At 67.5% G+C, this 26,950-nt stretch carries 26 protein-coding genes and 2 tRNA genes; 18 read left to right on the plus strand and 10 right to left on the minus strand.

Annotation, left to right across the window (positions count from 1 at the left end):
• Window positions 1-22: 22 nt before the first annotated feature.
• Genes L8G49_RS00970 through L8G49_RS00990 form a run of 5 tightly spaced genes read right to left on the minus strand, consistent with a single transcriptional unit; the run spans window position 23 to window position 4,361 of the window.
• The gene (locus L8G49_RS00970; RefSeq protein ID WP_242181874.1) at window positions 23-1,072 is read right to left on the minus strand and encodes a glycosyltransferase family 4 protein; all 1,050 of its coding nucleotides are present in this window, start codon (window positions 1,070-1,072) and stop codon (window positions 23-25) included.
• The gene (locus L8G49_RS00975; protein WP_242181876.1) at window positions 1,059-1,646 is read right to left on the minus strand and encodes a class I SAM-dependent methyltransferase; all 588 of its coding nucleotides are present in this window, start codon (window positions 1,644-1,646) and stop codon (window positions 1,059-1,061) included. The genes L8G49_RS00970 and L8G49_RS00975 overlap by 14 nt, the downstream gene beginning before the upstream one ends.
• Window positions 1,643-2,299, minus strand: coding sequence for a PIG-L family deacetylase (locus L8G49_RS00980; protein ID WP_242181878.1), 657 nt, complete (start codon window positions 2,297-2,299; stop codon window positions 1,643-1,645). Before L8G49_RS00980 ends, L8G49_RS00975 begins: the two co-directional genes overlap by 4 nt.
• Window positions 2,296-3,318, minus strand: coding sequence for an acyl-CoA dehydrogenase (locus L8G49_RS00985; protein WP_242181880.1), 1,023 nt, complete (start codon window positions 3,316-3,318; stop codon window positions 2,296-2,298). Before L8G49_RS00985 ends, L8G49_RS00980 begins: the two co-directional genes overlap by 4 nt.
• Window positions 3,315-4,361 (minus strand): glycosyltransferase, encoded by a 1,047-nt coding sequence (locus L8G49_RS00990; protein ID WP_347272040.1) that lies wholly within the window; start codon window positions 4,359-4,361, stop codon window positions 3,315-3,317. Before L8G49_RS00990 ends, L8G49_RS00985 begins: the two co-directional genes overlap by 4 nt.
• A gap of 268 nt (window positions 4,362-4,629) precedes the next feature.
• Between L8G49_RS00990 and L8G49_RS00995 the strand changes: the two genes are divergently transcribed.
• The 6 genes from L8G49_RS00995 to L8G49_RS01020 are packed head-to-tail and all read left to right on the plus strand — an operon-like array spanning window position 4,630 to window position 11,155.
• Complete coding sequence (locus L8G49_RS00995; protein WP_242181884.1) at window positions 4,630-5,082, plus strand: MarR family transcriptional regulator; 453 nt, start codon at window positions 4,630-4,632, stop codon at window positions 5,080-5,082.
• Window positions 5,079-7,133, plus strand: coding sequence for an FUSC family protein (locus L8G49_RS01000; RefSeq protein WP_242181885.1), 2,055 nt, complete (start codon window positions 5,079-5,081; stop codon window positions 7,131-7,133). The genes L8G49_RS00995 and L8G49_RS01000 overlap by 4 nt, the downstream gene beginning before the upstream one ends.
• Window positions 7,130-7,336, plus strand: a complete 207-nt coding sequence (locus tag L8G49_RS01005; RefSeq protein WP_242181887.1) for a DUF1656 domain-containing protein — start codon at window positions 7,130-7,132, stop codon at window positions 7,334-7,336. Before L8G49_RS01000 ends, L8G49_RS01005 begins: the two co-directional genes overlap by 4 nt.
• Window positions 7,333-8,238, plus strand: a complete 906-nt coding sequence (locus L8G49_RS01010; protein WP_242181889.1) for an efflux RND transporter periplasmic adaptor subunit — start codon at window positions 7,333-7,335, stop codon at window positions 8,236-8,238. Before L8G49_RS01005 ends, L8G49_RS01010 begins: the two co-directional genes overlap by 4 nt.
• Entirely contained in the window at window positions 8,235-9,656 is a 1,422-nt protein-coding gene (locus tag L8G49_RS01015; protein ID WP_242181891.1) for an efflux transporter outer membrane subunit, read from the plus strand. Before L8G49_RS01010 ends, L8G49_RS01015 begins: the two co-directional genes overlap by 4 nt.
• The gene (locus L8G49_RS01020) at window positions 9,653-11,155 is read left to right on the plus strand and encodes an MFS transporter (protein WP_242181893.1); all 1,503 of its coding nucleotides are present in this window, start codon (window positions 9,653-9,655) and stop codon (window positions 11,153-11,155) included. The genes L8G49_RS01015 and L8G49_RS01020 overlap by 4 nt, the downstream gene beginning before the upstream one ends.
• Before the next feature lie 16 nt (window positions 11,156-11,171).
• Here the strand turns inward: L8G49_RS01020 and fghA are convergent, their stop codons facing one another.
• Window positions 11,172-12,020, minus strand: coding sequence for an S-formylglutathione hydrolase (gene fghA / locus L8G49_RS01025; RefSeq protein WP_242181895.1), 849 nt, complete (start codon window positions 12,018-12,020; stop codon window positions 11,172-11,174).
• Window positions 12,020-13,129 (minus strand): S-(hydroxymethyl)glutathione dehydrogenase/class III alcohol dehydrogenase, encoded by a 1,110-nt coding sequence (locus L8G49_RS01030; RefSeq protein ID WP_242181897.1) that lies wholly within the window; start codon window positions 13,127-13,129, stop codon window positions 12,020-12,022. The genes fghA and L8G49_RS01030 overlap by 1 nt, the downstream gene beginning before the upstream one ends.
• A gap of 483 nt (window positions 13,130-13,612) precedes the next feature.
• Between L8G49_RS01030 and L8G49_RS01035 the strand changes: the two genes are divergently transcribed.
• The 3 genes from L8G49_RS01035 (at window position 13,613) to L8G49_RS01045 (ending at window position 18,743) form a co-directional block, all read left to right on the plus strand.
• Complete coding sequence (locus tag L8G49_RS01035; RefSeq protein ID WP_242181899.1) at window positions 13,613-15,367, plus strand: ABC transporter permease subunit; 1,755 nt, start codon at window positions 13,613-13,615, stop codon at window positions 15,365-15,367.
• Window positions 15,368-15,401: 34 nt separating this feature from the next.
• Window positions 15,402-16,721 carry a nitrate/sulfonate/bicarbonate ABC transporter ATP-binding protein gene (locus L8G49_RS01040; RefSeq protein WP_242181901.1) on the plus strand — a complete coding sequence of 440 codons (1,320 nt, stop codon included), beginning with the start codon at window positions 15,402-15,404 and terminating at the stop codon, window positions 16,719-16,721.
• A 369-nt stretch (window positions 16,722-17,090) separates the two neighbouring features.
• The gene (locus L8G49_RS01045) at window positions 17,091-18,743 is read left to right on the plus strand and encodes a hypothetical protein (RefSeq protein WP_242181903.1); all 1,653 of its coding nucleotides are present in this window, start codon (window positions 17,091-17,093) and stop codon (window positions 18,741-18,743) included.
• A 254-nt stretch (window positions 18,744-18,997) separates the two neighbouring features.
• On the opposite strand, the gene L8G49_RS01050 is transcribed toward L8G49_RS01045, so the two are convergent.
• A tRNA-Ala gene (locus L8G49_RS01050) sits at window positions 18,998-19,073 on the minus strand.
• A 159-nt stretch (window positions 19,074-19,232) separates the two neighbouring features.
• Window positions 19,233-19,550: an FYDLN acid domain-containing protein gene (locus L8G49_RS01055; RefSeq protein ID WP_242137867.1), complete on the minus strand. Its 318-nt coding sequence runs from the start codon at window positions 19,548-19,550 to the stop codon at window positions 19,233-19,235.
• Window positions 19,551-19,658: 108 nt separating this feature from the next.
• On the opposite strand from L8G49_RS01055, the gene aroA reads away from it, so the two are divergent.
• The 9 genes from aroA (at window position 19,659) to L8G49_RS01100 (ending at window position 26,404) form a co-directional block, all read left to right on the plus strand.
• Window positions 19,659-20,996: a 3-phosphoshikimate 1-carboxyvinyltransferase gene (gene aroA, locus L8G49_RS01060; RefSeq protein ID WP_242181905.1), complete on the plus strand. Its 1,338-nt coding sequence runs from the start codon at window positions 19,659-19,661 to the stop codon at window positions 20,994-20,996.
• Window positions 20,993-21,250 (plus strand): hypothetical protein, encoded by a 258-nt coding sequence (locus tag L8G49_RS01065; RefSeq protein WP_242137128.1) that lies wholly within the window; start codon window positions 20,993-20,995, stop codon window positions 21,248-21,250. The genes aroA and L8G49_RS01065 overlap by 4 nt, the downstream gene beginning before the upstream one ends.
• Window positions 21,247-21,870, plus strand: a complete 624-nt coding sequence (cmk, locus tag L8G49_RS01070; RefSeq protein WP_242181907.1) for a (d)CMP kinase — start codon at window positions 21,247-21,249, stop codon at window positions 21,868-21,870. Before L8G49_RS01065 ends, cmk begins: the two co-directional genes overlap by 4 nt.
• Window positions 21,871-22,333: 463 nt before the next feature.
• Window positions 22,334-24,061, plus strand: coding sequence for a 30S ribosomal protein S1 (gene rpsA / locus L8G49_RS01075; RefSeq protein ID WP_242137130.1), 1,728 nt, complete (start codon window positions 22,334-22,336; stop codon window positions 24,059-24,061).
• 155 nt (window positions 24,062-24,216) lie between these two features.
• Complete coding sequence (gene ihfB / locus L8G49_RS01080; RefSeq protein ID WP_242137131.1) at window positions 24,217-24,498, plus strand: integration host factor subunit beta; 282 nt, start codon at window positions 24,217-24,219, stop codon at window positions 24,496-24,498.
• Window positions 24,499-24,579: 81 nt separating this feature from the next.
• Window positions 24,580-24,662, plus strand: a tRNA-Leu gene (locus tag L8G49_RS01085).
• Between the two features lie 23 nt (window positions 24,663-24,685).
• A complete protein-coding gene (locus tag L8G49_RS01090) occupies window positions 24,686-25,132 on the plus strand; it encodes a hypothetical protein (protein WP_242181909.1) in 447 nt (148 codons plus the stop codon).
• 27 nt (window positions 25,133-25,159) lie between these two features.
• Window positions 25,160-25,429 carry a hypothetical protein gene (locus L8G49_RS01095; protein WP_242181910.1) on the plus strand — a complete coding sequence of 90 codons (270 nt, stop codon included), beginning with the start codon at window positions 25,160-25,162 and terminating at the stop codon, window positions 25,427-25,429.
• 324 nt (window positions 25,430-25,753) lie between these two features.
• Window positions 25,754-26,404, plus strand: a complete 651-nt coding sequence (locus L8G49_RS01100) for a PEPxxWA-CTERM sorting domain-containing protein (RefSeq protein ID WP_242181912.1) — start codon at window positions 25,754-25,756, stop codon at window positions 26,402-26,404.
• A 100-nt stretch (window positions 26,405-26,504) separates the two neighbouring features.
• On the opposite strand, the gene L8G49_RS01105 is transcribed toward L8G49_RS01100, so the two are convergent.
• Complete coding sequence (locus tag L8G49_RS01105) at window positions 26,505-26,789, minus strand: hypothetical protein (protein ID WP_242181914.1); 285 nt, start codon at window positions 26,787-26,789, stop codon at window positions 26,505-26,507.
• Window positions 26,790-26,950: the final 161 nt, after the last annotated feature.

The raw sequence follows: 26,950 nt of genomic DNA on the forward strand, positions 1-26,950 counted from the left end.
CCCGCCGCGGCCCCGACCGACATCAGCGTCGGGCCAGGACGCGTGCGTACAGCCGGTGATAGTCCGCCGCCATGCGATCCGCCGAGAAGCGCGTCTGGACATCGGCGCGGCAGACGGCCCGGTCGATCTGTCCGATCCGGTCGATCGCGCTGCACGCCTGCTCCGCGGTATCGACGACGAAGCCGGTTTCGCCATCCCTGACGATGTCCGCCATCGACCCGCGCCGGAAGGCAATGACCGGCGTTCCGCACGCCAGCGCCTCGACCACCGACAGACCGAATGGCTCCTCGAAATCGATCAGATGCAACAGCGCCATCGCGGAGCCGAGCGCCGCCAGCCGCGCCTGCCCGCCGAGTGGCCCGAGGTAACGCACCGTCACCCCGTCGATGTGCGGGCGCACCTGTTCCTCGAAATAGCGCTGATCCTGGACGATCCCCGCGATGTTCAGCGGAATGTTCGCGGCGCGCGCGACCGCGATGGCGACCGCCGTGCCCTTGTCGGGGTGGATGCGCCCGAAGAACAGCAGTTCGCGCACCGGCGCCGTCCCGAACGGGAAAGCGCCGATGTCGATCCCGTGGGGAATCGTCGCGGCATAGCGCAACTGCGGGCTGCGATCGGTCGCGCTGATCGCGACATAGTCCACGTCGTGCTGATATTCGCGCAACATCGGCAGGATCCGCTCCGACGGCATCCCGTGGACGGTGGTGACGATCGGCGTGCGGATCAGCCGGCTGAACGCCAGCGGCACGAAATCGGCCTGGTTGTGGATGATGTCGAACGCGGCGGCCCGTTCCATGACGTGGGCGACGTGCCGCATCTCCCATACCTTGGCGTCGACCGCGGGATCGTCATTATACGGCCGCGGTACGACCCCGGCGAGCGTGCCCGACGTCGCGCTGTCGCAGGTGGCGAACAACGTCACGTCGATCCCGCGCGCGACCAGCGCCTCGGTCAGGACGCTCGTCGCCAATTCCCAGGGGCCATAATGATGCGGCGGGGTGCGCCACGCGATCGGCGCCAGCATCGCGACCCGGATCGGCCGATGCGGGTCCGGACGTTCAGCGCCGGACATAGGATTGCACCCGCCAGCGGCCCGTACGGCCGTCGCCCGCCGTGCGCCAGGCAGCACCGGATGCGGCGAGAAAGCGGCCGTGGATCCGCGCCGCATACTGGACGAAATCGGGATAGTCCACGCGATGATGCGCAAGGACCAGCCGCCCTCCGGGCCGCAGCCTCGCCACCACGTCGCGCGCGACCCGCGCCATGTCGCGCGGCGACAGGTAATATAGCACTTCGGCAATCACCACGGCATCATATTGCCCGCCCGGGAAACCGCCGGGCAGAACGAGCCGCCGCACCCGCACGTGCCGCCGCCCCGGCACGGCCGCACGGAGGGCGCGATCCACCAGGTCGACCCCGCTCTGCGTCCCCTCGGTCGCATCGAGCCGCAACGCACGACGTGCCAGCGCGACGCTGTTCGATCCGTTGCCCGCCGCGAGTTCGAGCACGCGACCGATCGGCCCCGGCCCGAGCCCGTGCAGGATCGCGCCGCGCTTGTGCGCCTCGTCACGATCGGTGAAGGTGCTCCAGGGGTCCGCGTGATCGGCAAATTTTCGTTCAAACCCGGCAAGATCGATCGGCTTCAACGGGGTACCTCCCGGTAGCGTTCGAGCGGATGGGCGAACGCCGCCAGTTCCGCTCGCGAAATCGTGAAGCCGCCCGGATCGTCGTCGATCATTCCGAACTGGCTGGCATAGCGCAGGATCGCGCCGCGCTTTGCCGCCGCGACGGGGCCAAGGCGCAGGTAATGCGTCGCCGAACGCGCCCGCGCCTGGCGGTTGGGCCAGACGAGATAGTCGAGCCGTCGCGCCACCGGGCACGCCGCCGCGCCGGTCGCGACCACGCGGTGATCGGGATGATCGTCATCCTGCGCCGGCATCACGAGCAGGTCATAGCGGCGCGCCTGCGCCAGTGCCCGGGCGATCGCCCGGTGCGCATGGTCGGCAGCCGTGGCCAGTCCCCCATCGGGCAGGCCGAGGAACCGCACGTCGCCCGCCGCAATCCCGATTCCCGCGAGCACCGCCCGCGTTTCGCGCCGACGCCGCGCCACCAGCCGGTCGCGCGGCCAAGTGGCGCTGTTGGGGTGCGATCCGGCGCCGTCGGTGACGACCACGACCCGCACCCGCGCGCCGCACCGCTTGAGCAGCCGCATCAGGCCGAAGGCGCCGATGGCCTCGTCATCGGGATGGGGCGCAACGATCAGCGCGCTGCGAACCTTGTCGATCACGAGCGGTTTCACAGGTCGGGCATCAGCACGGCGCTGGCGGCGGCCTTGCCGACGCGCATCCGTTGCGCATCGGGGGCTGGCTGACGCAGATAGACCATCAGGTCGGTCATCGCCGCCGCAAGCGGATGATCGACGAACATGCCCGACACTCCGACCGCCTGCTGCGCGAGCGTGATCGCGCGCTCGGCGGCGGCGGCCACCGCCAGCCGCGCGGCCGCGACGCGCTCGGAATAGCCCGCATCGGGCCAGGACAGCGCGACGGTCCGTACCGCATCGGCCGCCGCCGACGCCGCGCCATAAAGGTCCGCGAGCCGCCCGAGCTGATGCGGATCCTCGCTCCGCGCGGTCGCCTGGAGATGATCGCGCACATGATCGAACAGCGCCGCGACGCCGCCGGCATGACACGCGACGAAGCGGAGCGCCCCGCCGCTGAAATAGGGTTCGCGCGCATAATCGCCCGGTGCGCCGATCGTGCGGAACGTGTCGGATCCGGCGTCATCCCAGCGCACCATATGCGTCTGCGATCGCTCCATCCCGATGACATTCCACCAGGCGCGATCGATCGATGGCGCCGAAGCGGCAAGATCGATCAGCAGAAGCCGGTTCCCCTCCGGCGTGTCCGCCCCGGCCAGGGCATAGTCGACGATCCCGGCCCCCGAGGCGAAGCTCTTGCCACCGTGGAGCCGTCCATCCACCACGCGCAACGGATCGTCTGGGATGGCGGCGTTCCACACGCCGAACACGCGTCCCTGCCCCGCCAGCGCCATCACGGCATCCACGCCGGCGCGATCGTCGTAGCGCTGGAGGATCTGCAGCGCATCGACATGCCCTTCGAACAGCCGGGCAAGCGGCAAGTCGCGACGCGCGATGCGGTACAACTGGCGCAACAGGGCGAGCATCTCGGCCGCGTCGCGCGGATCGCCCGGTACCGGCAACAGCCGATACACCGCGCCCAGCCGTTCCGCCATCTGCGCACCCGTCGGGCGCGGTTCCGCGAGCAGCCGGTCGAGCGGGTCGGGAACCGCGTTCATGCCGCCATACGCGCAGGACGGGACAGCAACGCCGCCAGCGCCAGCTCGGCCGTGTCGAGATCGACCAGTCGCTCGCCCCCCGGGACATCGGGGACGACCCGGATCGCGAAGGCCTCGGCATTGGCAGCCTCGGCGGCGATGGCGCGGATGTCCGCCTCGGGTCGCTGCAGGACGACAGCCAACGAGGGTGCAGCGGTGTCTAGCGTCCCCCAGACGGCGCGCGCACGCGCATGTCGGGCGTAGCGCCAGGCGACATCCTCGGGATGCGCCATGCGCGCCGCCTGTCCCCCGGTGCGGTCGAGATCGCGGAGATGGTCGGCCAGCCCCCCGAGCGCACGGCCGGTGCGGCGCGTCGATGTTTCCACCCGGACCCGGTCGTCGCGGCGGACGCGTAGCCCATGCCGATAAGCCAGATCGATTAGCCGCGCATCCTCGCCCGCCGCCACCGCCGCGAACCCGCCGAGCGCAGCATAGGTCCGTACCGTACATCCGAGGCTCGCGGCGCTGGTGTAATGATGCGGCGCACCCTCCCATGGCACCGGGTCGAGCAACCGGCGGAGCCGGGCAAGCCCGTCATAATAGGCCTCGATCCGGTCCTGCACCGGGCTGGCCGCCCCACCGCTGCGGACGATCCTACCCGTGACGATGTCGGACAGATCCAGCGCCGCCAGGTTCGTCGCCAGCCAATCCGCCGCCGGCACGGAATCCGCATCGGTCGACAGCAGTACCCCGGCCTCGCCGACCAGTTCCACCCCGAGCGCCATCGCCGCCGCCCGCGCCCGACCGGCATTGGGCGTTCCGGCATGCGCCGCGGAGCGAGTCACGATCTCGAACGGTACCGTATCGCGATACCCTGCGATCACCGTCTCACTGTCGTCGGTACAGGCGTCGAGCAGCAGGCAGAGGACAAACGGCGGCGCATTCGTCTGCCGGGCCAGTGCATCGAGCAACGCGGGCAGCAATGCGGCTTCGTTGCGCGCCGGAATGCATACGGCAATCGCCGCTGACCGCCTTGTCCCCGTCGATCGGTCGAGCGGCGGCACTGGTGCATGATGGTTTTGGATTACGCGGCTCACTTCCCGAGGTGTCATCGTGGCTACCATCTCGCTTTCATGAACGAAACGCCGATCGACCTTAAAAGGATCAATCGCTCCGTCTGGAAGAGAACGGCGAACCGTACGATCGGCAGATCGGACTGTCCGCGCCCGAAAAACCCCCGGCGCACGGCAAAACCATCCCCAGGCCGGTTTTTTTGGACGCGACGCAGATTCCGCATTGCAGCATTGATCGCGGACATTACTTAGCACGCTAATGATATCGCCACGCCCTTCGCTCGAGGCGTCCTACGCCCGGACCCTTCTCCCGCTTGCCCGCATGTGGCGGCAAGCGGCGGATCGCGCGCTGAGTGGCATGGGACTATCCGCGTCGATCGGCTGGGCGCTGATCCAGGTCGGTCGTCTTGGCGACGACGTCCGGCAGACCGACCTGGCAAACGAACTCGACGTCACGCAGGCGTCGCTGGTCCGGTCGATCGACCAGATGGTCGCTGCCGATTTGGTCGAGCGGCACCGCGATCCGGTCGATGCGAGGGTCAGCCGGATCCGCCTGACCGACCATGGACGCGCGCTCGCCACCACCATCGAGACGAAACTGGAAACCCTGCGTCATGCGATGCTCGACGGCGTGAGCGACGCCGACCTCGCAACGGCGCTGCGCGTCGCCGAGCGAGTCGGCGCGCGCTTTCTGAAGGATCGGGAGCGATGATCCTCGACCGGTTCGGCAGCCGGAACGCGTTGTTCGCGGTAAAATGCTTCGTCGCGGCGATGCTGGCGTATTACATCGCGCTCAAGATCGGACTGACCCGCCCCTATTGGGCCGTCACCACCTCGTACATCGTCGCGCAACCGCTGGCGGGCGCGGTGCTGTCCAAGGCGGTGTTCCGCGTTGCCGGAACCGTGCTCGGGGCGATCGCCGCGGTCGTGCTCGTCCCCAATCTCGTCAATGCGCCCGAACTTCTGTCGCTCGGGTTGGCCTTGTGGCTGGGGCTGTGCCTCTACATCTCGTTGCTCGACCGGACACCGCGCGCCTATCTCTTCCTGCTGGCGGGTTACACCGCGAGCATCATCGGCTTCCCATCGGTCAATGCGCCGGACGCGATCTTCACGACCGCCGCGCTGCGCGTCCAGGAAATCACGATCGGCATCCTGTGCGGCAGCTTGGTGCATGGCCTCATCTTCCCGCAGACGGTGACGGCGACGTTGCTGGCGCGGATCGACGCGATCCTCGCCGATGCGGAGCGCTGGTCGCGCGATTCGCTTGCCGGTGCGTCCGATGCCGCGCTCGACCGCGATCGGCGTCGCCTTGCGCTCGACATCAACGACCTGCATCAGCTGTCGATCCATCTGCCGTTCGATACCGCGCGGCTGTTGCCGCGCGTCCGCACGCTGCGTGCACTGCAAGCGGAACTATCGATGCTGCTGCCGCTCGCCAGTGCGGTCGACGATCGGATCGTCGAGCTCAAGCGCGGTGCCGACGCCCCCCGCCCCGAGGCGCTCGCGCTGATCGAGGACGTGCGCCTGTGGCTGGGTGATCCGCTGCCGGTGGCGGAACGGGGCGCCACCGCGGACCGGCTGATCGCGCGCGCAAGCGCGCTCGAACCGCCCGCCGACGCCACCGTGATCTGGCGCGACGCGCTCCGGCTCAGCCTGCTCGCGCGGCTGGCCGAGCTGATCGACGCGCATCGCAATGCGCGTGACCTGCGCGACCAGATGCGCTCGCCCTCGCGCGCGCCCGTGACCCCTGCGGTCGCCCGCCTGCTCGCGCGTTCCGCCAGGCGACCGCTGCACCGCGACCGGGGGATCGCCCTGCGCGCCGCTGCCGGAACGACCGCCACGATCCTGCTCGGTTGCATCTTCTGGATCGGCACCGGCTGGGCCGATGGGGCGGGCGCGGTGCTGATCGCGGGCGTCTGCTGCGCGCTGTTCGGCAACAGCGACGATCCGGCACCCGCGATCATGGCGTTTTTCTACGGAACGGTCATCGGGCTGGTCCTTGCGGCGGTCTATGCCTTCGCGATCCTGCCGCGCGTGACCGACTTCGTGACGCTCGCCGCGGTGCTCGCGCCCCCGATGCTGATCGGCGGGATGTTCCTCGCGCGCCCCTCGACCCTGCTGATCACGCTCGGGGCCTTGCTGGGCGGGCTCAACACGGTGGGATTGAACGACCGGTTCGGGGGAAGTTTCGATGCGTTCCTCAACGGCGGCATTGCGCAGCTGGTCGGCACGCTGTTCGCGGTGGTGACGGTCGGTCTGTTCCAGACGATCGGCGCGGATACCAGCGCACGCCGGCTGATCCGCGCCGGATGGCGCGAACTGGCGCTGCGCAGCGATGCGCCGGGCCGGCCGGACGCCGCCGGATGGGTCGCGCGTATGCTCGACCGGATCGGCCTGCTCGCGCCGCGCCTCGCGCTGCAGGGCGAAGACCCGGGCAAGCCGTTGCTCGACGCACTGACCGACCTGCGGGTCGGCGTCTCGATCGGCGAGCTGCGCCAGTTGCGCATCGACGGGTCGACCACGGAAGCCGGGCTGATCACTCCGGTGCTGCAAGGAGTCGGGGCGCATTACCGGGCGCTGCGGCCGGATCAGCCCGCGCCGCCCCAGCCCGATCTGCTGGCAGGGATCGATCGCGCGATGCGCGGGTTCCGCACCAGTACGCCCGGGCGTCACCGCTCCGGTATTCTCGCGCTGACGTCGCTCCGGCGCAACCTGTTCCCCGGGGCGCCGGCCTATCAACCGGAGGCGGGAGCGGCGGCATGATCGGCGAAATCTCCATCGGGGGGGTCTACCTCCCCTCCATTCTCCTGCTCGCGATCGCGGCGGTGCTGCTGACCGGCCTCGCGTCGCGGTTGCTCTCCTTCGCCGGAGCCTACCGCGTGGTGACGTACCGCCCGCTCGTCGACCTCGCCCTGTTCGTCCTCATCCTCGGGCTGCTCGCCCTGCTCACCGGACCTTCCGCATGACATCCGCCCGTTTCAAATCATTGCTCGCCCCGCTTGGTCGATCCGCCGCCACCCTGATCATCGTCGCGCTCGCGGTGCTGGTCGCCTTCTGGCTGTGGCGCCGCTACGAAACCGATCCCTGGACGCGCGACGGTCGCATTCGCGCGGATATCGTCCGCGTCACGCCCGATGTCGCGGGCCTGGTGACGCAGGTCGCGGTCCACGACAATCAGGCGGTGAAGCCGGGCGACATCCTGTTCGTGGTCGATCGCCCGCGCTTCCAGCTGACGCTCGCGCAATCCGATGCGTCGATCGCGAGCGCGCGCGCCACCCTGCTCCAGGCGCGGCGCGAGGCGCAACGCGACCTTGCGCTGGGCGATCTGGTCGCCAAGGAAACGCACGAGCAGAACGTCGCGCGGGTCGCCACCGCGTCCGCTTCGCTCGCGCAGGCGCAGAGCGCGCGGTCGACCGCGGCGCTCAACCTGGCGCGGACGACCGTGCGCGCGACGGTGCACGGGATCGTGACAAACCTCGATCTCCACCCCGGCGACTATATTGCGGCGGGCGCACAGGCGATGGCGCTGGTGGACACCGATTCCCTCCGCGTCGAAGGGTATTTCGAGGAGACCAAGCTCGGCGGTATCCATTTGGGCGATCCTGTCATCGTGCATCTGATGGGCGAACCACAGGCGCTGCACGGCCGCGTCGACAGTATCGCGGCCGGGATCAACGACAGCGAACGCACCAACACCAGCAACCTGCTGCCCAACGTCAATCCGACCTTCAGCTGGGTCCGGCTGGCGCAACGGATCCCGGTACGGGTCAAGCTGGGTCAGGTCCCCGCCGGCGTTTCGCTGATCGTGGGGCGCACCGCGACGGTGACGGTGGAACACAAGGCTGGCCATCCGGTGGTGGCGGCATGACGCGCTTCCGGACCGCGCCACGCAGGACGCTGCCCGCGCTGGTCGCGCTGGCGCTCGCCGGATGCACCACCGCCGGACCGAATTACGCGCTTCCGGAGGCCGCCGTGGTCAATCGCCCGTCGGCGCAGAACCGCTTCGACAGCGGGCATGAAAAGGTCTTCGCCGAGGTGCCGCTGCCCGATCACTGGTGGCAGCTTTACGGCGACACCCGGCTCGACGCATTCGTCACCGAAGCGCTCGCCGCCAATACCGACCTGCGCGCGGCCGACGCGAACCTGCGCCGCGCGGATGCGGTGGTCGCGGAGGTCGCTGCGGGGCGCACCCTGTCGACGCTGCTCGGGGGCGGCACCTCGCTCGATCGGCCCTATACGACCGGCGGCACGCTGCCCGGGACGCTCGACTACAACCTCGGGATCTCGCTCGCCTATCCGCTCGATCTGTCGGGGCGGATCCGGCGCGGGATCGAGGCAGCACAGGGCGATGCCGAAGCGGTCGCCGCCGCGCGCGACAACGTCCGCGTGACCGTCGCCGCCGAGACCGCGCGCAGCTACGCCGCCGCCTGCACCGCCAACATGGTGCTCGCCGCCAACAACCGGATCCTCGCACTGCAACGCCAGACGCTCGACGTGACGCTGCGGCTGCAACGCGGCGGTCGCGGCACCGCGTTCGACGTCACCCGCGCGCGCTCGGCGGTCGAGCAGAGCGCGGCGCTGATCCCGACGCAGATCGCCACCCGCACCGCGGCGCTCTACCGGCTCGCGACGTTGATGGGGCGCACGCCCGCGGATTACCCGCGCGACGTCGCGACCTGCGCGCGCCCGCCCGCACTCACCCGTCCGCTGCCGATCGGCGACGGTGCGGCGCTGATCCGCCGCCGCCCCGATATCCGCGCCGCCGAACGCACGCTCGCCGCCGCCACCGCGCGGATCGGCGTGGCGACCGCCAACCTGTATCCGCAGGTGAGCCTGAGCGGCTCGGCGGGCTTCACCGGGCCGGTGTCGGCTTTGGGGTCGGGCAATGCCTTCCACCTCGGGCTGGGGCCGCTGATCAGCTGGAGCTTCCCCAATCGCCCGGTCGTCCGTGCGCAGATTGCGCAGGCGGGCGCGTCCGCCGACCAGGCGCTGGCGCAGTTCGATTCGACGACTCTGGAGGCGCTGCGCCAGACCGAGACGGCGCTGTCGGCCTACGCGCGCGAGGCCGATCGCAACGCGGCACTGTCGCGCGCGCAGGCGAGTGCGGCGACCGCGGCGGACCAGGCGGGGCGGCTCTACCGCTTCGGGCGGACCGATTTCCTGTCGCTGCTGACCGCACAGGCCGCGCTGACCACCGCGCAAGCCAATCTCGCCGCCTCCGACGCGCTGCTGGTCGATCGCCAGGTCGACGTGTTCAAGGCGCTCGGCGGGGGGTGGCAGGCATGAGGCTGCGCCGTCGCGGGCTCGCCGCGATCAACAGCGAGATCCGCGACGGCATCCTCCCCGCCGCGGGCACGATCGCGCAGGTCGCGAAGGAGCCGGGCACCGTCCCGCACACGCCGCGCAACTACCGCGTCACCGCGCTGATCATCGCCTGCGCCTTGTTCATGGAACAGATGGACGCGACCGTGCTGGCGACGGCCTTGCCGACGATGGCGCGCGACTTCGGCGTGCCGGCGACCAACATGGGGTCGGCGCTCACCTCCTATCTGCTGGCGCTCGCGATCTTCATCCCGGCGAGCGGACGGCTGGCCGACCGGTTCGGCTCTCGCACGGTGTTCCGCGCCGCGATCCTGATCTTCGTCGGCGGATCGATGCTGTGCGGTTTCGCCACCAGCCTGCCGTTCATGATGGGCGCGCGCTTCCTGCAGGGTCTGGGCGGCGCGATGATGATCCCGATCGGGCGGCTCGTCCTGCTGCGGAGCGTCGCCAAAGAGGACATGGTCCAGGCGATGTCGTGGCTGATCATGCCCGCGCTGATCGGCCCGATCCTCGGGCCGCCGGTAGGGGGCGCGATCGTCACCTATCTCGACTGGCGCTGGATCTTCTATCTCAACGTGCCGATCGGGTTGCTCGGCGTGGTGCTGGTGACCCGCTACATCGGCGAGGTGCGGGCGGACCGTCCGGCGCGGTTCGACGTCCCGGGCTTCCTGCTGTCGGGCGTGTCGCTCGGGTGCCTGTTGTTCGGGTTCGAGATGACCAGCCGCACGGGCGAATTCTCGGCGGCGCTGACGCTGATCGCGATCGGGCTCGTCTCCGGCGTCCTCTACGTCCGCCACGCCAAGCGGCGCGCCGATCCGATCCTCGACCTGTCGCTGATGCGGATCCCGTCGTTTCGCCTGTCGGTAATCGGCGGGTCGCTGACGCGGATCACGCAGGGCGCGCAGCCGTTCCTGCTGCCGATGATGCTCCAGCTTGGGTTCGGCATGACCGCCGCGGCGAGCGGGGCGATCACCGTGGCGGGGGCGATCGGGTCGCTTGGAATGAAGGGTCTGGCGCCGCGCCTGCTGCGCCGGTTCGGGTTCCGCAACAGCCTGATCGTCGGCGGCATCTGCGCGAGTGCCGGTTATGCGGTGTGCGGCTTATTTCGTCCCGACTGGCCGATCCCGGTGATCTTCGGCGTGCTGATGCTGTCGGGTTTCTTCATGTCGTTCCAGTTCTCGGCGTACAATACGATCGCCTATGACGAGATCCCTTCCACGCGGATGAGCAGCGCGACGAGTTTCTACGCGACCTTCCAGCAATTGATGCTGTCGCTCGGCATCTGCGTCGGCGCGGCTTCGCTCCATGTCGGGATGCTGGGGTCCGGGCATGTGAACCCCGCGCTCCGCGACTTCACGCTCGCGTTCTTCGTGGTGACCGCCGTCTCGGCCTCCGCGACGATCTGGAACCGTCGGTTCGCAGCCGACGCGGGGGCCGAGCTGAGCGGCCACCGCGCGGGCTAGCGCCGGTCGGCCCCCTCTATCCGCGCAACCGCCGCGCGTGCCAAGCGACGTGATCCGCCATGAAGGTGGAGATGCAATAATAGCTGTGATCATAGCCCGGCTGCATCCGCAGCGTGAGGTCGATCCCGGCATCGCCACAGGCCGTTGCGAGCAATTCGGGGCGGAGTTGTTCCGTAAGGAACGGGTCCGCGTCCCCCTGGTCGACCAGCAGCGCCGGCACCCGCGCGCCGTCCTCGATCAACGCGACCGCATCATGCGCGCGCCACGCCGCCCGGTCCCCGCCCAGATACCCGCCGAGCGCCTTCTGCCCCCACGGCACCTGCGACGGCGCGACGATCGGCGCGAACGCCGACACGCCCGCGAAGCGATCCGGGAAGGTCAGCCCGATCGTCAGCGCGCCGTGGCCGCCCATCGAATGCCCCATGATCCCCTGCCGCGTCATATCCGCCGCGAACGTCTCGCCGATCAGCGCAGGAAGTTCCTCGGTGACATAGCTCCACATCCGATAATGTTCGGCGAACGGCGCCTCGGTCGCATCGACATAAAACCCCGCGCCCAGCCCGAAGTCATACGCCCCGTCCGGGTCATCCGCCACGCCATCCCCGCGCGGACTGGTGTCGGGCGCGACGAGGATCACGCGATGCTCTGCGCAGGCCGCGCGGAATTCGCCCTTCTCGGTCACGTTCGCCTGCGTGCAGGTCAGCCCCGAGAGGAACCACAGCACCGGCAGCGTCTCGCCCTCGGCATGCTCCGGCACGAACACCGAGAAGGTCATCTCGGTCCCCGTCGCGGCCGAGGCGTGGCTGTAGACGCCCTGCACCCCGCCATGCGCCCTGACCTCGGAAACGGTCTTCACCGTCGCCATCAGAACAGCACCACGCTGCGGATGCTCTCGCCCGAATGCATCAGGTCGAAGCCCTTGTTGATCTCGTCGAGCGTCAGGACGTGCGTGATCATCGGGTCGATCTCGATCATCCCGTTCATGTACCAGTCGACGATCTTGGGAACGTCGGTCCGCCCCTTCGCGCCGCCGAACGCAGTCCCGCGCCAGTTGCGCCCGGTGACGAGCTGGAACGGGCGCGTGCTGATTTCCTTGCCCGCTTCCGCGACGCCGATGACGATCGAGGTGCCCCAGCCGCGATGGCACGCCTCGAGCGCCTGACGCATCACGGTCGTGTTGCCGGTGCAATCGAACGTATAGTCCGCGCCGCCATCGGTCAGCGCAACAAGATGCGTGACGAGGTCGCCGCTGACGTCCTTGGGGTTGACGAAATCGGTCATGCCGAAGCGCCGGCCCCATTCCTCGCGGTCCGGGTTGATATCGACGCCAACGATCTTCGCCGCGCCCGCTAGCCGCGCGCCCTGCAGCACGTTGAGCCCGATCCCGCCGAGCCCGAACACGATCACCGTGTCGCCGACCTCGACCTTGGCGGTGTTGACCACCGCACCGACGCCCGTCGTCACGCCGCAACCGATGTAGCAGCTCGTCTTGAACGGCGCGTCCTCACGGATCTTCGCGACCGCGATCTCGGGCAGGACGGTGAAGTTGGAAAAGGTCGAGCAGCCCATGTAGTGGTAGATCGGCTGGCCCTTGTACGAGAAGCGCGTCGTGCCGTCGGGCATCAGCCCTTTCCCTTGCGTCGCGCGGATCGCGGTGCACAGGTTGGTCTTGCCGCTGAGGCACGACTTACACTGGCGGCATTCGGGGGTGTAGAGCGGGATGACATGGTCGCCCGGCTTGACCGAGGTGACGCCCGGCCCGACCTCGCGGACGATCCCGGCGCCCTCATGCCCCAGCACGCTCGGGAACAGCCCCTCGCTGTCGAGTCCGTCGAGCGTGTAGGCGTCGGTATGGCAGATGCCCGTCGCCATGATCTCGACCAGCACTTCGCCCGCCTTGGGCCCTTCCAGGTCGAGTTCGACGATCTCGAGCGGCTTCTTCGCTTCGAAGGCTACGGCGGCGCGGGTCTTCATGGCATACTCCGGTGTCTTGGCGTGCCGCTTATAGGGGAGCGGGGCGTGCCATAAAGCGCGGAGTTGGGTTGGGGTTGCAACATCCCGTGCTGCGCTGCCCGATCCGTTATTAGATCTTCTTCCCCGGCGAAGGCCGGGGCCCAGCAGCGAGCCATCGGCAATTCGCGTGCTGCGTTCTATTACAGCGACCTCTACTTCTGGGCCCCGGCCTTCGCCGGGGAAGCAGAAAAAGAAACAGAAACAGAAGCAGAAGCAAAAACGGAAGCGTAAGCGGCAAACAGCTCAAACATTTGACAACCCTCCGCCCCCATCCCTATCGGCGCAGGACGGCCGAATCGCCGAAGATCAGGGCTCGAAACAGCAAATGCCAAGCGACAGTAGTCGAATGTACGCGCCGTCGGAGGCGCTCGGCCGGGCCTGATCCGATCAGTCTCGCCCCGGGCGTCGTCGACGGCGTCCGAACGAGGTGAGACCATGCGTGAAATGCCCCAGATTGCCCGGGCCAACACCGCTTGGATCGGCCGTCCGTTTTCGCGCTACTGGCGCGCGACGACGCCGAGCTGGGCCGATGCGATTGCGTTCCTGTTGCTGGCAGCGCTTGCGGTGCTCGTCGCCAAGGGCGCGGCGGGGGTCGCGCAGCCGCTGTCCGAGCTTAATATCGATCCCGTCGCGCTCGATCCGTGGAACCTGCCCGGCTATGCGTTGCGCACCACGCTCCGCATGTTCGCAGCGCTGGGTGCCTCGCTGCTGTTCACCTTCGTCGTCGCGACGCTGGCGGCCAAGAGCAAGCGCGCCGAGATGATCATCGTCCCCGCGCTCGATATCCTGCAATCGGTGCCGATCCTCGGGTTCCTGACCTTTACCGTCACCTTCTTCATGGGGCTGTTCCCGGGGCAGCAATTGGGCGTCGAACTCGCGGCGATCTTCGCGATCTTCACCAGCCAGGCATGGAACATGGCGTTCAGCTTCTACCAGTCGCTGCGCTCGGTCCCGAGCGATCTGGCGGAGGTGTCGCAAGGCTTCGCATTGTCGCCATGGCGCCGGTTCCTGCGGCTCGAGCTGCCGTTCGCGACGCCGTCGCTGGTGTGGAACGCGATGATGTCGATGTCGGGCGGCTGGTTCTTCGTCGTCGCGTCCGAGGCGATCAGCGTCGGCAACACGCGGATCATGCTGCCGGGGATCGGATCGTGGCTCGCACTCGCGATCGACCGGCAGGATTTCCGCGCGGTCGGCTGGGCGGTGGGCGCGATGGCGGTGGTGATCCTGCTGTACGACCAGCTCGTCTTCCGCCCGGTCGTCGCCTGGGCGGACCGCTTCCGCTTCGAACAGACCGCGTCGCAGGATGCCCCGAGCAGCTGGGCGTATGACGTCTTCCGCAAGGCGCGGTTGCTGCCGGTGCTGTTCGCCCCGCTGACGGGACTCGCGCGCCTGCTCAGCGCGCTCGACCGCGCGCCGACGCGCGCACAGCGCAGCGTCCGCGCCACCCCGCGCAGTCCGGTCGGGCAAGCGGTGTGGATCGCGGTCGTCACGGTCACGCTCGCCGCCGCGGCGTGGCTCGTGCTCGGCTATGTCGCGCGCCATCTCGCATGGCAGGATGCGCTCACCGCGTTCGGGCTCGGGATGATCACGATGCTCCGCGTGCTCGTGCTGATCGCGCTCGCCAGCCTGGTGTGGGTGCCGATCGGCGTGTGGATCGGCTTGCGTCCGCGCTGGGCCGAGCGGCTGCAGCCGGTCGCGCAATTCCTCGCCGCCTTCCCCGCCAACGTGCTGTTCCCGTTCGCGGTCATCGCGATCGTCCACTGGCACCTGAACGTCGACGTCTGGCTGTCGCCGCTGATGGTGCTCGGCACGCAGTGGTACATCCTGTTCAACGTCATCGCGGGCGCGAGCGCGATCCCCAACGATCTGCGTGAAGCGGCGGGGATGTTCGGCGTGCGGCGCTGGCAATGGTGGCGGCAGCTCGGCATCCCCGGGATCTTCCCGTATTATGTCACCGGCGCGCTGACCGCGTCGGGCGGATCGTGGAACGCGAGCATCGTCGCGGAGGCGGTCTCCTGGGGGAGCGAACGGCTCGAGGCGCACGGTCTCGGCAGCTATATCGCCAAGGCGACCACCGCGGGGGACTTCCCGCGCGTGACGCTCGGCATCGCGGTGATGTCGGTCTTCGTGATCGGCTTCAACCGGCTGCTGTGGCGCCCGCTCTACGCTTACGCCGACCGCCGCCTGCGCCTCGCCTGAGCCTATCTCCCGCGTACCCAAGGAGCCTACGATCATGGCCACCCTCGCCTCGCTTGCCCCCGCCCGCCCGCTCGTCGCAATCGAGCATCTGACGCACCGCTACGGCAAGGGCGGAACGAGCGGCGCGCTGCTCGTGCTCGACGATGTCGCGCTGACGCTGGTCGAGAACGAGGTCGTCGGGCTGCTCGGCCGCTCGGGCTCGGGCAAATCGACGCTGCTGCGGTCTATCGCGGGGCTGATCCAGCCCGACGAGGGCACGATCGCTTTCGTCCCCGACGAAGCGGGCGAGGCCCCGAGCGTCAGCATGGTGTTCCAGACCTTCGCCCTCTTCCCGTGGCTGACGGTGCTTCAGAACGTCGAGCTCGGGCTCGAGGCGCAGCGCGTGCCCGCCGAGGAACGCCGCACTCGCGCGCTCGCGGCGATCGATCTGATCGGGCTCGACGGGTTCGAGAACGCCTATCCCAAGGAATTGTCGGGCGGGATGCGCCAGCGCGTCGGCCTCGCGCGCGCGATCGTCGTCAACCCGTCGCTGTTGCTGATGGACGAGCCCTTCTCCGCGCTCGACGTGCTGACCGCGGAGACGCTCCGCACCGACCTGCTCGACCTGTGGGCGGAGGGGCGGATGCCGATCAAGTCGATCCTGATCGTCACCCACAATATCGAGGAAGCGGTGCTGATGTGCGACCGCATCCTCGTCTTCTCGTCCAATCCGGGCCGCGTCGCCGCCGAGATCACGGTCGACCTGCCGCAACCGCGCGACCGGCTCGATCCCGCATTCCGCGCGCTGGTCGACGATATCTACGCCCGCATGACCGCACGGCCCGCCCCCGAACCCGCGCACGACGGCGTGTTCCCCGGCAGCGGGATCCAGATGGTCCTGCCGCGCGTGTCGACCAACGCGCTGGCGGGGCTGATGGAAGAGGTCGACGCCGCCCCGTTCGACGGCCGCGCGGCGCTGCCCGACCTCGCCGACCAGCTCCAGCTCGAGATCGACGAACTGTTCCCGATGGCGGAAACGCTGCAGCTGCTTCGCTTCGCCGACCTGCAGGGGGCGGACATCCAGCTGACTCCCGCCGCCCGCCGCTATGTCGAGGCGGACGTCGACGACCGCAAGGCGATGTTCGCCCGCGCCTTGCTCGCGCACGTGCCGCTCGCGCAGCACATCCGCCGCATCCTCGATGAACGCGCGGGGCATGTCGCGCCCGCACGCCGGTTCCGCGACGAGCTCGAGGATCACATGTCGCCCGATTACGCCGACGAGACGCTGCGTACGGTCACGCACTGGGGCCGCTATGCCGAGGTCTTCGCCTATGACGAGGACGACGACCGCTTCTCGCTGGACGACGCGGTGTGATCGACCGCGCGCTTGGGCAGTGCGGGGCGCGCGCATAACTGGGGGCGCCGGAAGGACGGGGGGGCCGGGCCGCGAATCACGGTGTCACCACCGTGCTGTGCCTCCCGGCCGAGCCCGTCCGCCAAATGAGCCATATACGCGTCTGATCGACGGTGAAACGTGGTGCATCCATGCTCAGCCGTTTCTCTATCGCTTTGCCGAAGTGTGTCGAAACGCCTAAAAGGACGACGCCACCAGCAGTATAACTGCCTGGCACCCTCACGCATCATTAACCGTCCAAGCAATACCACTCTGCCGGAGCTTTCCGGCCGTGTCGGTTGCTTGCGGGTCATCCTCCAGTTCGCCTTCTGCAGCAAGGAATCAGCCTCGGTGTCGAGCAACAAGATCGAAGTACGCCCCCCTGCCGCTTCGTCGGCCGCAGTCCTGCGCAAGAGGATCCTCGTCACCACGATATTGGCCGCGACCGTCATCGGCGGGGCGTTCGCCGCGACCAACGCCGGGTCGGGTGGCGGCAGGACGTTCGCTGCCCCTGCGATCATCTTTCGGTCGGCGCAGCCCACGTCGCCAGTCCCGGCCCCGACGACCGCGCCGATCGCACCCGCAACGACCGCATCGCTCTCGCTCGGGATCAACGTTGCCGGCAGCAGTTACTTCAGCACCGAGCGGACGTTCGCCAACCTCGCCTTCGCCACCGGAGCGTGGCGCAACCCGGCCGCTGCCTGGGCCGACGTTCCCAAGGACAAGCTGACGCCGGGCGGCACCCCGTTGATCAACGCGGCGCTGATACTCAACGTCCCGCAGACCGTCTGGGCGGGCAAGGCCACCCCGATCAAGTGCACATGGACCGGCAGCGGCACCCTGCACGTCGACGGGGACGCCCGGTTGCCCGCAGGCAATCATTCCGTGACCTTCACCTGGCCCGGCCGCACCGGAACGGCGCTGCCGACCATCATCCTGTACGTCGACTCCGTGAATGCGTCGGATCCCCTCGCCAACCTCGATTGCCGCGAGCCCAATCTCACGACCAACGGGGCGTTCGACCAGCGGATCGTCGATGACCTGAAACCGTACAGCATCCTCCGGTTCCTGGACTGGTCGACCGCCAACGCCAATCCCGCGAGCGTAACCTGGGCGACGCGCTCGACCCCGGCGCGGCTCGTTCAGGACGGCACGGACGGCTTCGCTCTCGAGCACATGGTCGATCTCGCCAATGCGGCGGGCGCGGACCCGTGGTTCACCATCCCGTGGAACGCCGACGAGACCTACGTCCGCATGATGGCGAAGCTGGTCCACGATCGGCTGGCGAAAGGGCACCGCGCTTATTTCGAGCTGTCGAACGAAACGTGGAACTACGGGTTTCCGGTTGCGACCCAGCTGCTGAACGAAGGGATTGCCGAAGCGCTCTCGGGCGACAAATATACCAACGGTCCGCTGCGCTACGCCGAAAAGTCGATCTGGTTTCACAAGCTGCTCACCAGCGCGTTCCAGGACGACCCGGCCCGGCTGGTGCGGGTCTTGAACATGCAGAACGGCAATGGGTGGTCGATCGACCAGGCAATGGGGTTCCGCGACACGCCGCAATGGGTCGATGCGATCGCGACGGCGCCGTATTTCGGGCACGACCTGCTGCGCACCGTGGATTCCGGCGTCACCGACTTGCCGACGCTGTTCGCCGCCCTCGAGACGATGCGCGTCACCGCGATCGACCATGCCGTCGCAGACAAGGCAAGCGCGGCAAAGTGGAAGAAGCGGTATCTCGCCTATGAAGGCGGCCAGCACATCGTTCCGCTCGCGGCCAACGCCGCCGTCGGCGCGCAGATGGAGCGCAGCCCGCTAATGCACGACATGTACCAACGCTATCTCGCGGATTGGAAGACGAAGATCGGCGACACCCTGACGCTGTATTCGGCAACCGGTTCGATCAGCCAATATGGGTCGTGGGGCATTCGCGAATATGCCGGCCAGCCGCTCGCCGACTCGCCCAAGCGCCGGGCGGTGCTGGAAGCGGCGACCGCGAAATAACACTCGGCGCGCCTGCGCCGCCCGATGTGAGCGCGTGGAAGCCGTCTCCGTTCCGCCGTGGGTCGTCGCCCATGGCGGACCGGGGGCGGCAGCAGGAACGGTTGGGTCGCAGGCGCCGAAGCGGCACCAATCAGCCTGAATGGTGGGTACCCGTCGATGCGCTCAGCGCGGTCGCTGACCGAAGATCGCGCGGCGAAGCACTGGATCGGGGCGGCAACGCCTGAGATGGACAATCAACCGCCGACGGAAACGAATGGTGGAGCCGAGGGGGATCGAACCCCTGACCTTTCGCATGCCATGCGAACGCTCTCCCAGCTGAGCTACGGCCCCATCGTTTTGCGAAGACCCTGGGCGGGTCTGCGGCGGGAAGGCGTCGCCCCTACCGAGGCCCGACGCGGTTGGCAAGCGCGGAACACCGCCTGGCCAGATTTTTCGTCGAATTTTTCGCGTCGGCCCGCGCGCACTGTGCACGCGGGCCGACGCGAGCGATCAATGCTCGTCGTCTTCGGTCGGCGCTTCCACGCCGAGATCGTCGTCGCCACCCAGGTCGACTTCGTCGTCCGGCGAGGGCTCTTCGTCTTCACCGGTGTCGATATCCTCGTCGTCGCCGGCGAGATCGTCATCCTTCTTGGCGGTTTCGGGCTTGGCCTGCTCGAACGGAAGCGGCTGCTTCGACTTCAGGATGGGCTCCGGCTCCCAATGCGCACCGCAATTGATGCACGTGACGGGATCGTCCTTGCCCAGATCGTAGAAACGGGTGGCGCATTTCGGACACGTACGCTTCGTGCCCCATTCCGGCTGTATCATGGGCCGATTGACCTTCTTCAAAATTGAATTTGAGAGCTTGCAACGCGAACGTCGCAAAGTGGGGCGCGCCTTGCCATAGCGCAAGCGCACTGTCAAAGCGCAGGGCCGATGCAGCACCCCGCCCCCTCCCCGCTCGAAATCCTTCCGTCCGGTCCGTTGTCGGGGCGCGTCCGCGTCCCCGGGGACAAATCGATCAGCCATCGCTCGCTGATGTTCTCCGCGCTGGCGGTCGGCACCAGTCGTGTCGAGGGCCTGCTCGAGGGCGAGGACGTGCTCGCCACGGCCGCGGCGCTCCGCGCGATGGGCGCGACGATCGTGCGCGGCGACGATGGCGTGTGGACGATCGACGGTGTCGGGGTCGGCGGGTTGCTGCAACCCGCGAGCGCGATCGAGATGGGCAATTCGGGAACGTCGACGCGCCTGCTGATGGGTCTCGTCGCGAGCCACCCGATCACCGTGACCTTCACCGGCGACGCCTCGCTGTCCAGGCGCCCGATGGGCCGAGTCATCACGCCGCTTTCGCAGATGGGCGCGGACTTCACCGCGAGCCCCGGCGGACGATTACCGCTGATGTTGCGCGGAATCTGCCCGGCGATCCCGATCACTTATACCCTGCCCGTCGCATCGGCGCAGGTGAAGTCGGCGGTGCTGCTCGCGGGGCTCAACACGCCCGGGATCACCCGCGTGATCGAACCCGTCGCGACGCGCGACCATAGCGAGCGGATGCTGCGCGGGTTCGGCGCCGACGTGACGGTCGAGGATTCGCCCGCTGGCAAGATCATTGCGATCCGCGGCGAAGCCGAGCTCAAGCCCCAGCATATTGTCGTGCCGGGCGATCCCTCTTCCGCCGCGTTTCTGGTCGTCGCCGCGACGCTCGTCCCCGGATCCGACATCGTCGTGGAAAATGTCGGCCTCAACCCGACCCGCGCCGGCCTGTTCACCGCGCTCAGGATGATGGGCGCGAGCATCGAGGAATGCGACGCCCGCGACGTCGGCGGCGAGCCGGTCGCCGACCTGCGCGTGCGCTATGCCCCGCTGTCGGGTATCGAGGTCCCGCCCGATCTCGCACCGAGCATGATCGACGAATATCCCGTGCTGTTCGTCGCCGCCGCCTTCGCGAGCGGCACGACGGTCGCCCGCAGCGCGGAGGAACTCCGGGTCAAGGAATCGGACCGGATCGCCGCGATGGCGGCAGCGCTCGGCGCGATCGGTGCGCGGGTCGAAGAGGTCGAGGACGGCATGATCGTCCACGGCAGCGGCGGCGATCCGCTTCCCGGCGGCGCGATGATCGCGACGCTGCTCGACCATCGGATCGCGATGAGCCTGGCGGTTGCCGCGCTCGCCTGCGACAAGCCCGTGACGCTCGACGACCTGTCGCCCGTCGCCACCAGCTACCCCGCGTTCTTTGTACAGATCGCGCAACTTCAGGGTGCCACAGACCAATGACTGCTTCGACCGCCGACCTGATCGGCTTCGTCGGCGCGCTGACGATCCTGAGCGGCTATGCCTATCAGACGTTGCGCAACGCCGCGCCCGACCTGCTCTCGACCCTGCTCAACTTCGCGGGTGCGTCGCTGCTCGCACTGTCGCTGACCGTGAACTACAATCTGCCCGCGCTGGCGCTCGAACTCGCCTGGGCGGCGATTGCGGCGTTCGGGCTGGTGCGGATGATGATGACACGCTCGGGAGCGCGCGCATGATCATCGCCGTCGATGGACCCGCCGCCTCCGGCAAGGGCACGATCGCGCGCGCGCTGTCGCAGCATTTCGCGCTGCCATATCTCGACACCGGCCTGCTGTACCGCGCGGTCGCGGCAAACGTCACAAGGCTCGAGCTCGATCCGGCAATCGAGGCCGACGCGGTCGCCGCCTGCGACTTCGACGATTCCTTGCTGGAGGATCCCCTGCTGCGCAGCGATGAGATCGGGTCGCGCGCGTCCGTCGTCTCGGCGCACCCGTTGGTCCGCGCCGCGCTGTTCCATCGGCAGAAGCGCTTCGCCTATCAGGAGGGCGGCGCGGTGCTCGACGGGCGCGATATCGGGACGGTCATCGCGCCCGACGCGAACGCGAAGCTGTTCGTCCGGGCGACGCCCAATATCCGCGCGAAACGCCGCCACGCCGAATTGCGCGAGCGCGGATCGACGTTGAGCCTCGACCGCGTTCTGGCGGACATTCGCGCGCGCGACCTCCGCGATTCGACGCGCTCGACCGCGCCGCTGGTCCCGGCGCACGATGCGGCCCTGCTCGACACGAGTTTCCTCTCGATCGAAGCCTCGGTGCAACGCGCCATCGCCATCGTCGACGCACGGATCGCCCGCTAAACGCCTCGCAAGCGCGCCTCCCCCAATGCGCACTTCCCCGGCGCAGGCCGGGGCCCAGTAGCGAAGGTCGGCGTTATCGGAGCGCGGCGCCCGCCATGATCCTCCCTCGACTGGGCCCCGGCCTTCGCCGGGGTGACGGAAGTTTCGCGACGGTCGCTCGCCAGCACGGGTCGACGCTGGCTTCGTCTGGCCGCGTCCTACCCCTGAACCCGCCGCTCGTACCTACTCCCCGCCTTGCTTTTGACCGGAACTTCGGCTAACGCGCGCTGTCCGATTGGCAGGCATTCCTGGTCAGGGAGGCGCGGAGATTCATCCTCCTGCGCCTTTTTCGCGTTTTGCGATAAACCTTTCCTGTGCCCGTTCGACGGATGTCGCGTCCGGCATTCGGTCGCCGCGGCAATATTGGCCAAGACCGCCGGAGACAACCGGCTGGCCGGAACATGATTTAGGAACGCAACACTTTATGGCCACTCAGCCAAACCCGACCCGCGACGATTTCGCCGCCCTTCTCGAAATGACCCTCGGCGGTGCCGACAGTTTCGAAGGCCGCGTCGTCAAGGGCACCGTCACCGGAATTGAAAACGACCTCGCCGTCATCGACGTCGGCCTGAAGTCGGAAGGCCGCGTGCCGCTTCGCGAATTCGCGATGCCCGGCCAGAAGGCGGACCTCAAGGTCGGTGACGAAGTCGAAGTGTTCGTCGACCGCGTCGAGAACGTCCATGGCGAAGCGATGCTGTCGCGCGACCGCGCACGCCGCGAAGCCGCATGGGACACGCTCGAAACCGAATTCGCCAAGTCGGCTCGCGTCGAGGGCGTCATCTTCGGCCGCGTCAAGGGCGGCTTCACGGTCGACCTCAACGGCGCCGTGGCCTTCCTGCCGGGTTCGCAGGTCGACATCCGCCCCGTGCGCGACGTCACCCCGCTGATGGACATCCCGCAGCCCTTCCAGATCCTCAAGATGGACCGCAAGCGCGGCAACATCGTCGTGTCGCGTCGCGCGATCCTCGAAGAGACCCGCGCCGAGCAGCGTTCGGGCCTCATCCTGTCGCTCGCCGAGGGCCAGATCATCGACGGCGTCGTCAAGAACATCACCGATTACGGTGCGTTCGTTGACCTGGGCGGCATCGACGGCCTGCTCCACGTCACCGATCTCAGCTACAAGCGCGTCGGCCATCCTTCGGAAGTTCTCAACATCGGCGATACCGTCCGTGTTCAGATCATCCGCATCAACAAGGACACGCAGCGCATCTCGCTCGGCATGAAGCAGCTCGAGAGCGATCCGTGGGAAGGTGCAGCCGCGAAGTACCCGGTTGGCGCCAAGCTCACCGGCCGCGTCACGAACATCACCGAATATGGTGCGTTCGTCGAGCTGGAGCCGGGCATCGAGGGCCTGGTCCACGTGTCCGAAATGTCCTGGACCAAGAAGAACGTCCACCCGGGCAAGATCGTCTCGACCTCGCAGGAAGTCGACGTCGTGGTCATCGAGGTCGATCCCGACAAGCGTCGTATCTCGCTGGGTCTCAAGCAGGCGATCAGCAATCCGTGGGAAGCCTTCGCTGAATCGCATCCGATCGGTTCGACCGTCGAAGGCGAAGTCAAGAACGCGACCGAATTCGGTCTGTTCATCGGCCTCGACAACGACGTCGACGGCATGGTCCACATGTCGGACATCGCCTGGGGCGTGTCGGGCGAGGACGCGCTCAACCTGCATCGCAAGGGCGAGGTCGTTCAGGCGATCGTGCTCGACATCGATGCCGAGAAGGAGCGCATCTCGCTGGGCATGAAGCAGCTCGAGCGTGGCGCCCCGGCGGCAGGTGCGGTTGCAGCGGGCGGCAACGCGTCGTCGGGCCTCAACAAGAACGCGATCGTCACCGTCACGGTGCTCGAAGTGCGTGATGCAGGGCTGGAAGTGCAGGTCGGTGACGACGGCGCGACGGGCTTCATCAAGCGGACCGATCTCGGCCGCGATCGTGACGAGCAGCGTCCGGAGCGTTTCCAGGTCGCACAGAAGTTCGACGCGATGGTGACTGGTTTCGACCGTTCGAAGAAGCCGACCTTCTCGATCAAGGCGATGCAGATCTCCGAAGAGAAGCAGGCTGTCGCACAATATGGTTCGTCGGACTCGGGCGCATCGCTCGGCGACATCTTGGGCGCAGCGCTCAAGGCACAGAACAGCGACGCAAAGAAGTAAGACTAATGGGGGATCGTTCGAAGGAACGATCCCCTATTAACTTTTGACGGCGTGATTTGCCTTTATGCTTGGGTTGAGTTGCGGTAAATCAATACCGGGACGGCCTAAGTCCATTCCAGGTTGGTATGGCCCGTCAGGGGTGGGGAAGTAACGCGATGATCCGATCCGAACTCGTTGAAATGCTGGCAAGCGAAAACCCCGACTTGTCCGCCCGTGATGTCGAAGCCCTGGTTTCGACCTTTTTTGAAGAAATTACTAAGCGGTTAGCCATTGGTGGCCGCGTCGAGCTGCGTGGCTTCGGCGCCTTCTCGACCCGTCCGCGCGACGCGCGTACCGGTCGCAATCCCCGCACTGGCGAATTGGTGGCGGTCGACGCGAAGCGCGTCCCCTATTTCAAGCCGGGCAAGGAAATGCGGCAGCGGCTCAACGTCGCCTGAGCATTTTCCCGACAAGGTCGCGCGTCTCCACGCCATCGCGCGCTTGACGCAGCGCGCGACTTGCGCTTGGCATCGAACGGCGCGGACGTGGCGAAATCGGTAGACGCAGGAGACTTAAAATCTCCCTCTTCGGAATGCGGGTTCGAGTCCCGCCGTCCGCACCAAATTCCCGATCAGGCGCAGGACGATGGTCGATCCCGCCCATCACTCCCGGTTGCAGCGGGAACCCCGGTCGGGTGCCACGATCGCCGCCCTGCACCCGCCAATCGGCCGGTCCGGCGCGTGCACCAAAAAAATGTCCCTTTTTTTTTTGCGTTGCCCCCGCAGTTTAGGCATCCGCAGACGATCCGTTTCTGCCTATAGCGAAACCATGGGTGAGATCGAACGGCAGGTTCCAGCAGGATTAATCGAACAATGGGCGGTCCATCTGCGCCGTCAGCGGTCGCGCGCCGCCGACACGATATGGCTGCTCGATAACGGCTTCACGATCCACGACGGCCGGGACGGCGTGCCGACCGCGGACGCCACCGCGCGCGTCCGGCGCGAGCAGCAGGAGGTCGTTGCCGAGGTGAGCGCGTTGCTCGATCAATATGACGCGATCAACCTGCGCGGTGCGCGCCTGCAGGACGCCTAGCGTCCACGATGGCCGCGCGGTGGATTGATGGCTGGACAGCGTTCGGCGCGTGAGGAATACCGCCGCCGGGGGCGTTTAACCGAAAGCACGCAAATGATGAAGACCTTCGCAGCCGCAATTCTGGTCACCGTGGCCGCCGCAAGCGCAATGCCGGCCGAAGCCCGGGTTTGCCGCAACAGCCATGGCCGCGTTTTCAAATGCCACAAGGTCGTCGCGCCGCGCATCAATCTCAAGGCGCACCACCCGGTGAAGGTCGAGCGTTGCCGTGGCCACAAGGGCAAGTTCAACAACTGCTGATCAACCTGGGCGGCGCCCCACCGCGCCGCCCATCGATCCCGGGGGCATTGCCCCCCAGCGCACCGGCGTTGTTCGACCGCCCGACAGCCGGGCGACGACGCTCTCCCATCAGGAACATGCGAGCAATCGGCTCCAACCCCCTGAAAAGTATGGCAGCATTGCGAAAGTCCGCAGCGACCGTACCTGTGACGCCACGCGCAATCATCCTAAAGCAGTGTCACCCGAAATTACAGGATCCGCGGCATATTTCGCCTAACCCGTTGGAATCCTTATCTGGCATAATTTATGCTGTTCACAGGTCGTCCCATGAAGGAGGGGACCTGTATGAGCGTAAAACCGTACCTCGCGTCTCTCGCATTGGCGTCGAGCATGCTGGCTGGTCCAGCGAATGCCGCCGTCACCATGTCGTTCAACTCGACCGGCAGTTCGCCGACCACCGGCTTCACCGTCATCGACACGTTCACCACGCTGGCGGGACTGGCGATCACGGGTTCGGTGCAGATCAAGACACCGCCGGCTGACCCTTCGGGCGCTCCACCGGCAAACTCTTCGCCGAGCGGCACATCGTATCTGTCGGTTCTGGCCGGTGGCGCCGCCACCTATACGTTCGCCAGCCCGGTCAATGGCGTCCAGTTCGACTGGGGGTCGGTCGATACCTACAATACGCTGACCTTGCGGGGGAGCTTCGGGACGATGACGATCGTTCCCGGCACGACTCCCAACCCGACCTTCCCGTCGACCAACGGAAACCAGGGTTTCACCGGCAGCGGCCTGTTCACCGCGCTCGGCAACGGCGACACGTTCACCAGCATAACCTTCGGATCGAGTTCGAACTCGTTCGAGGTCGACAACCTCGCCGTGCGCTCCGCGGTCCCCGAGCCGGCCAGCTGGGCGATGATGCTTGCAGGCTTCGGCCTCGTGGGCTTCGGCCTGCGCCACCGCACGGCACGGGTGCGCCGCCTGACCTACGCCTGAGCGACGGGAACGGAAAAACCAAAGGCCGTCGGCTGAACCAGCCGGCGGCCCCTTTTCGTTCCTACAGGTCGGATCACCCGGCGACGCTCCCCCGGGCCCCTTATTCAGCGAGCGCGGCGTCGATCATATCGTTCCAGTCGCTCCAGAGATTGACCCGTTCGGCCATCAACGCGGTACGCATCGACGGGCCGTCCGGCCCTTCCAGATTCCAGTGCGACGGCGCGGGCCGGACGGTCTCGAGCATCGCTTCGGTCGGGCCGCGCAGGGCATGAAGCACCGTTCGCGCATGGGCCAGATCGGCCGCGCGCAACGGCGCATTATTCCCACATTCGGGTTCGACCTGTCCGCCGGTCTTGCACAAGATGCGTGCGATACGCTCAACCATACTCACGGGCATACTCACGGGCATACTCACAGGCCGTCTCCAGATCGGCGAACACGTCAAGATACAGCCTCCGGCTAGCCTCGACCACGGCCCAATGGCGCTGCTGCGCTACGCAATTATGACGATTCGCCGATCAATCGTGTCTCGTATTGTGCCGACAT

Origin of the sequence: Sphingomonas sp. CARO-RG-8B-R24-01, assembly GCF_022662295.1 — a bacterium.
GTDB lineage: Bacteria > Pseudomonadota > Alphaproteobacteria > Sphingomonadales > Sphingomonadaceae > Sphingomonas.